Origin of the sequence: Vogesella fluminis (genome assembly GCF_014652335.1) — a bacterium.
Taxonomy (GTDB): domain Bacteria; phylum Pseudomonadota; class Gammaproteobacteria; order Burkholderiales; family Chromobacteriaceae; genus Vogesella; species Vogesella fluminis.
On record NZ_BMYP01000072.1, the window covers coordinates 1 to 6,116 of the forward strand.

Genomic DNA, 6,116 nt, shown 5'->3' on the forward strand with positions numbered 1-6,116 from the left:
AAAATTGCTGCCTGCGTCCTCGGGATGCGATTCCGGCAGACTTATGGGTAATGGAATGGGCTTTGCCCACCGCCTCGGTGGCGCGCTGGCGCCGGAAAACACGCTCGCCGGTCTGCTGCTGGCGCACCGGCTGGGGGTGACGGCGGTGGAGTGCGACGTGCAGCTCAGTGCCGACGGTGTGGCGGTGATCGCTCACGATGCCGAGCTGGAGCGCACCACCAGCGGCAACGGCGCGCTGGCGGCGCACGCCGCGGCGGAACTGCTGCAGCTGGATGCCGGCCGCCATCACCATCCGGCGTTTGCCGGCGAGGCGCTGCCCAGCCTGCAACAACTGGCCGCCACGCTGCGGCGGTTGGGCATGGCGGTCAATCTGGAGCTGAAGCCGGATGCCGACGCGCGGCGGATGGGGCAGTTGTGCGCGGTGCAGATCCGCCAGCACTGGCAGGGCGCGGCGCTGTTGCCGCTGGTGTCCTCATTCAGTGCCGAGGCACTGGCCGGAGTGCGCGAGGCGGCACCGGAGTTACCGCGGGCGCTGCTGGTGGAAGAGCTGAACCCGGCACTGGTAGCGCAGGCACAGGCGCTGGGTTGCCGTGCGCTGCATGTCTGCCACCGGGCGCTGAGCGCGGCGTGGGTGGCGCAGCTGCACGGCCTTGGCCTCGCGGTGATGGCGTGGACGGTAAACCAGCCGCAGGAGATGCAGCGCCTGCGTCAGTGGGGGGTGGACATGCTGTGCAGCGACCGTCCCGACCGCTTTGATCCAGCCTGGGCGGCCTGAGCGCTACCGCCATCCAGAATGCGCCCAACGCTGCCATCGAGCAGCATCTGCCGCAATTGCGCCTCCAGCCGTGGCCTGGCGGCCTGGGCGGCCGGTGACAACCGTGATAGTGCGATATGGCGTGGCTGTTTGCCGGGAAATTGCAACTCGGCATGGCGGAACTGCCCGGCACCCAGCTCCCGGCTTAGCTGGCGGCCCTGCTGTTCATTGATCAGCAACACATCAAAGCGTTTTGCTGCCAGTTTGCGCAATGCCAGCCTGGCACTGGGCGCAGCATCACGCTGTATATGAATGTCATTGTCAAAACGCGGGAAATAGCTGGCCCCTTCTACCACCCCGACACGCAGTGCGTACAGGTCGTCGTAGTGCCGGATCGGGCGTGGATCGTCGCGCCGTTGCAACAGCACGGTGGCGGTAGCCGGCGCAAACGGCGGATCGAGAAAATCCAGATAGCGGTTACGCTCAGTATTGCCACGGATGCCGATGCTGAGATCGGCATCACCACGTTGCAGCAGTGCCAGACAGCGCTGCAACGGACAGTTCACGATGTCAAGCTGCATGCCGCTGCGCCGGACCAGCTCCTGCAGTAGCACCGTATAAGGGCCTGCCGGTTTGCCGGCGGCATCCAGTGTCTTGTACGGCTCGAAGCGACTGAAGGCATAAACCAGTGCTGGAGCTGGTGCCGCCGTAGCGCTGGCGGACGGCGCCAGCCACAGCAGGGACAGGGCAAACAGCAGGGGGCGGATGCTCATTGGCAGGGCGCCTGGGCTCGACAGTCCGTACCCGGAATCAGCTCAGGGGTATTATGAATATTGGTAAGGGCACCTCGAATAACCCGAGGTTTTCAGTGAATCCCAACGCGCAATGATGACGGCGACCGAGTTCGGTCCAATTTCTCTGGCAACCCACCGTGTTTCTCGGCGGAGTTGCCCCGTTTTTGCCTCGAATCGCCCCGGGGATCGGCGATTCGGCCCATTTCGGGCGTCAGAAGGCCTCGATTCCGGCCTTCTGAAAATACGTCAGCCGCTTCAGGTTGTAGCAGGCGGCTATCATCGTCATCGCAAAGCGCGCCCGCGCCTGACCGATGGTGCGAAGCAACTTGCCGCCCATCTGCCCGAGGGCGCCGAACACGTGCTCGACCCGGGCGCGCGTTTTGGCGATGCGCTGGTTACGCCGCTGCTGGCACTCGGACAGCGGCTTGTTACGCTTGCCCTTCCTCTGGATCTGATTCCGGAAACCCTTCTCTTTGAGCCAGGCTTCACGCGCCTCGGACGGGTAGCCCCGGTCGGCATAGACGTCCCGACTCGTGTTGCCCGCATCGAAGACGTTGTCGAAGTGCTGGCTGTCGTGCGTACTCGCCGTGTCGGTCTCGATCCGGCGGATGATCTTGCATTTCTTGTCGACGTTGATCGAGAGCTTGTAGCCGAAGTGGCTCTTGCCGTGCTTCTTGGCCCAGGTCGTGTCGATGTCCTTCTGCCGCCGCTTCGCAGGCTTCCAGTCGGCGGGCATCGCACCTTGCTCGATCAGTTCCTTCTCGCCTCGGCTGTTGTGCTGCTTGGGGGCGGGGACCAAGGTGGCGTCGATGATCTGACCGCCGCGCGCGATGAACCCCTTCCTGAGCAGCTGCGCCGAGACGCCATCGAACAGGGCCTTCGCCCCAGCTTCACCGATCCGGTTCTCGAAGGTCCATACCGTAGTGCGGTCCGGGACGTTGGTCGCGTTCGCCAGTCCGCAGAAGCGCTTGTAGCTCATCCGGTCGAGCAACTGGTACTCCATCTGCTCATCGGACAGGTTGTACAGACGCTTGAGCATCAGGATCCGCACCATCGTCTCGGTCGGGTACGGCGGTCGCCCGCCCTGCGCGCTCAGCGGGCGTGGCGCAACCTTATCCACCTCGGCCGCCAACGCCGCAAAGTCGATGTGCGACTCGATGTCGGCCAGCGGGTCGCCCAGCGAGTCGATCTTCTTGCGATGATGTTCGTCTGCGAACAGGTCAGTCTTGATGGCGGTGCGTGGTTTCATCGGTGCAGGCTGCGGGGTTCAGGACGTCGTAATTTTACCAAGGGCGGGCGAGACGGAGGTTTTTCGAGGCGCCCATTTGTCTTACTGGAAATTATTGGCCAATACCACAATACAAGCCAATATGATACCGATACAATTGGCTTTCATGTCTTGCCAGCAAAATCCGGATTTATAATAATATTTATCAATAACCTCTTTTATGGTGCCAATAATCAAACTAACTATTGATGCGACTAACAGGTCAAGATAATGATAAAAAACTATTGTGATGATAAAACTAAGAATAATGTGCTTTATTTTATCTTCTTGCATGAACCAGTGGCGCATTATATTCTTTCAATTAGTAAGCACCTTCCTTAAATAAAACCACTTTGACAGTTTTTATGATAATGGCAAAATCATACCAGGTATTCCAGTTTTTCACATACCAGCGATCAAGATTTATTCTCTGGGTATAGGTTAGCTTATTACGACCACTCACCTGCCACAAGCCTGTAATACCAGGGAGAACAGCACTGTAATAAAAATCGGATGGTTCATCCAGCAGGCGAGGGCGTGGCCCAACCAGGCTCATTTCACCAAACAAAACATTAAATAATTGTGGCAATTCATCAAGACTTGTTTTTCTGAGAACTTGTCCAATGCCTGTAATTCTGGGATCGGCACGCAGTTTCCTGAACTGCTTCCATTCATCTGCAATTTCAGGATTACTAGCAAATAACTCTTGCATGCGTGCCTCGGCATCCTGGTGCATTGTCCTGAATTTCAGGCAAGAAAATGGTTTGTTGTTTTTACCATTCCTTGGCTGTGAGAAAAATACAGGTCCTCCTTCATATTTTATCATTAGCGCAATCATTATCATGATTGGCGATGCTATTATTATAATAATAATGCTAAAGATGATGTCAATCATACGCTTTAACTTTTGTTCATTCTTGTTTAAAAGATTATTTTTCGTACTCAACATCATGATGTCATGGCTGAAAAAGTGCTGTGCCTTCATTGATATGATGGGCAATGAAACTTTTGTGGGAGCAATATGAAACTTCAATGAATGTCGGGAAATGGATTTAAGGCATTTCGGATATTTTGGTTCATCACTTTGTTCTACAGCATAGATAATATTGAATCCTTTTATATTGTCTATAAGAGATGGGAATGACTTTCTTGGCCAGGAGATGGCAAGGCATTCTTGGAATTCAAAGTTTTCAATAATGTCTGAGTGAATTATTGCAATTATTTCATAGCCCAGGTTTTTTTCATTGTTTATGGCAGTGAAGATAGAAATGGCAGCTTCGCCATGCCCGATTATAATGGTAGGTATCTTCCAGAATCCCGTATGATCAAGTAGTTTGCGGAAAATAATTCTTGATAAAGGCAGAACTACGAGGCAAGAGGTGAAACTTGCCAGCCAGACAGTCCTGGAAAAAGATAGTGATGTGGCAACAACAACAGAGCCGTTTAGCAATCCCAGTGTTGTAATTATGCGAACAATCTCTCCTGTTTCGGTCCAGAACGGACTTCTCTCACTATAGTGACCATTCTTCCAAAACAGGATGATAGCAGTTGCAGAAAACAGGCAATAAATCAGTAATTGATTCAGGCCGATATTATACCACCACTCAATCACATTAAGATTGAGACCACTATTCGACAACAAAAGAACAATAATTCCAAAAATAAAACAAGATAACCAGGAAAGCATGTCACCCAATGCTAGAAATATTCCTGTTATTTTTTTGTTTTTTTCAATGGCTGCTTGTTTTCTAAAAAACTCGGCAGGTAGTTTTTTATTCAGTTCTCTATATGCGTTTTCCATGACTTCTCAATATGGTTTTTCATGTTTTTGCGAAATACAGCAGATGAGAATTTCTCAGCCTGGGTTCTGCAATTTTCAGGCTTTATCCTTTCTGAGTTTTTCTTGAAAACCTGTATTGCATTAATTATGGATTCCTTGTCTTGTGCCCCGAAAAGTATGCCTGTCGGGTTTTCGGCTCGTATATCTATAATGGTCTCCAGTGTGCCTCCCGCATTGAATGCGATGACGGGCGTACCACATGCCTGGGCCTCAACAGGGGAAATGCCAAAATCCTCTCTGGCGGCAAATATGAAGGCTTTTGCTTCTTGCAGTAACGAGATGATTTTTTCTTGTGGCTGAAAACCAAGTAACTTGACATTTTCTGGCAGGTTTTCCTTGAGTTTTTCCTTTTCCGGACCATCTCCTATTATAATAATGTCATCTTCTGGCAAATTTCTGAATGCATCTATTATGAGGTCTATTTTTTTATAACCTACCAATCTGGAAACTGTAATGAAATAATTTTTCCTTTGGTTTGTGCCCTGTTTGAATGTGGAGATATCTACAGGAGGGTAAATAACATCTGCCTGCCGGTTATAAAATTTCTTTATACGTTTTGCAATAAAATTCGAGTTGGCAATAATATAATCGACACGTTGTGCACTTGTTACGTCCCAGATGCGGATCCTGTGCAAAAGATAGCGAATGAACCAGGACTTGATCCCCGATCCGGTTCCACTCTGTTCAAGGTATTCATTCTGCATGTCCCAGGCATAGCGTAGTGGTGAATGTATATAACTCACATGAAGCTGGTCTGGTCCTGTAATAATACCTTTGGCAACGGCGTGACTACTTGAAATGACTATATCATATTTATTCAAATCCAGTTGCTCGATTGCAATAGGCATCAATGGTAGATAATGCCGATAGAACTTTCTGGCAAATGGCAACTTCTGTATGAAGGTTGTTTTTACTGATTTGCCTTTCAGGAAACCACGATCTTTCTCCGCAACAAAATCCACTACTGCAAGAATTTCTGCCTGAGGAAAGCAGTTTATTATTTCTTCAATGACGCGCTCTGCCCCGGCATAACTTTCCAGCCAGTCGCAAACAATGGCAATGCTTGGCACTCCTGATACTTTATCATTTGGCATTTCAGGGATCATGTTTTCAAAGTGGCCGATGCAGAATGTATTGAGTAGGCCGAAAACCCTTGTCAGGCAAGGAGTCTGAAGTTTTTATAATCCGTATGTGTACCTAAGCGTGTACCTAAAACGCAAAGTGACCCGGAAGACGAGCCAGATTTTACCATTTCACCAAGGTGAAATTTCACTAACTTCCATCGGCTGCCGCTGCGCGAGTGTCGCGGGTCTCCTGCCCCGTACTTGGTTGCAAAGTGCCAGGGTCCCCGGCTGTCCGGGCCTACTTCAAAAAGGAAGGAAGTCCTATACACAGGCCAGCACTAGCAGCCTGTCGGACTTGGGCCTGCCCGAAGGCGGAATAGTGAAACGCAGGGCCGTT

At 51.5% G+C, this 6,116-nt stretch carries 5 protein-coding genes; 1 reads left to right on the plus strand and 4 read right to left on the minus strand.

Going from position 1 to position 6,116, the window contains the following annotated elements:
• Positions 1-55: 55 nt before the first annotated feature.
• Positions 56-775: a glycerophosphodiester phosphodiesterase family protein gene (locus IE083_RS15105; RefSeq protein ID WP_229799786.1), complete on the plus strand. Its 720-nt coding sequence runs from the start codon at positions 56-58 to the stop codon at positions 773-775.
• Here the strand turns inward: IE083_RS15105 and IE083_RS15110 are convergent.
• The 4 genes from IE083_RS15110 to IE083_RS15125 form a co-directional block, all read right to left on the minus strand.
• Positions 709-1,527, minus strand: a complete 819-nt coding sequence (locus IE083_RS15110; protein WP_189354863.1) for a substrate-binding periplasmic protein — start codon at positions 1,525-1,527, stop codon at positions 709-711. The two genes, IE083_RS15105 and IE083_RS15110, sit on opposite strands and share 67 nt — an antisense overlap.
• 232 nt (positions 1,528-1,759) lie before the next feature.
• Positions 1,760-2,797: an IS5 family transposase gene (locus IE083_RS15115; protein WP_189354864.1), complete on the minus strand. Its 1,038-nt coding sequence runs from the start codon at positions 2,795-2,797 to the stop codon at positions 1,760-1,762.
• 340 nt (positions 2,798-3,137) lie between these two features.
• A complete protein-coding gene (gene wbaP, locus IE083_RS15120) occupies positions 3,138-4,616 on the minus strand; it encodes an undecaprenyl-phosphate galactose phosphotransferase WbaP (protein ID WP_189354865.1) in 1,479 nt (492 codons plus the stop codon).
• The gene (locus IE083_RS15125) at positions 4,592-5,749 is read right to left on the minus strand and encodes a glycosyltransferase (protein ID WP_189354866.1); all 1,158 of its coding nucleotides are present in this window, start codon (positions 5,747-5,749) and stop codon (positions 4,592-4,594) included. The genes wbaP and IE083_RS15125 overlap by 25 nt, the downstream gene beginning before the upstream one ends.
• Positions 5,750-6,116: the final 367 nt, after the last annotated feature.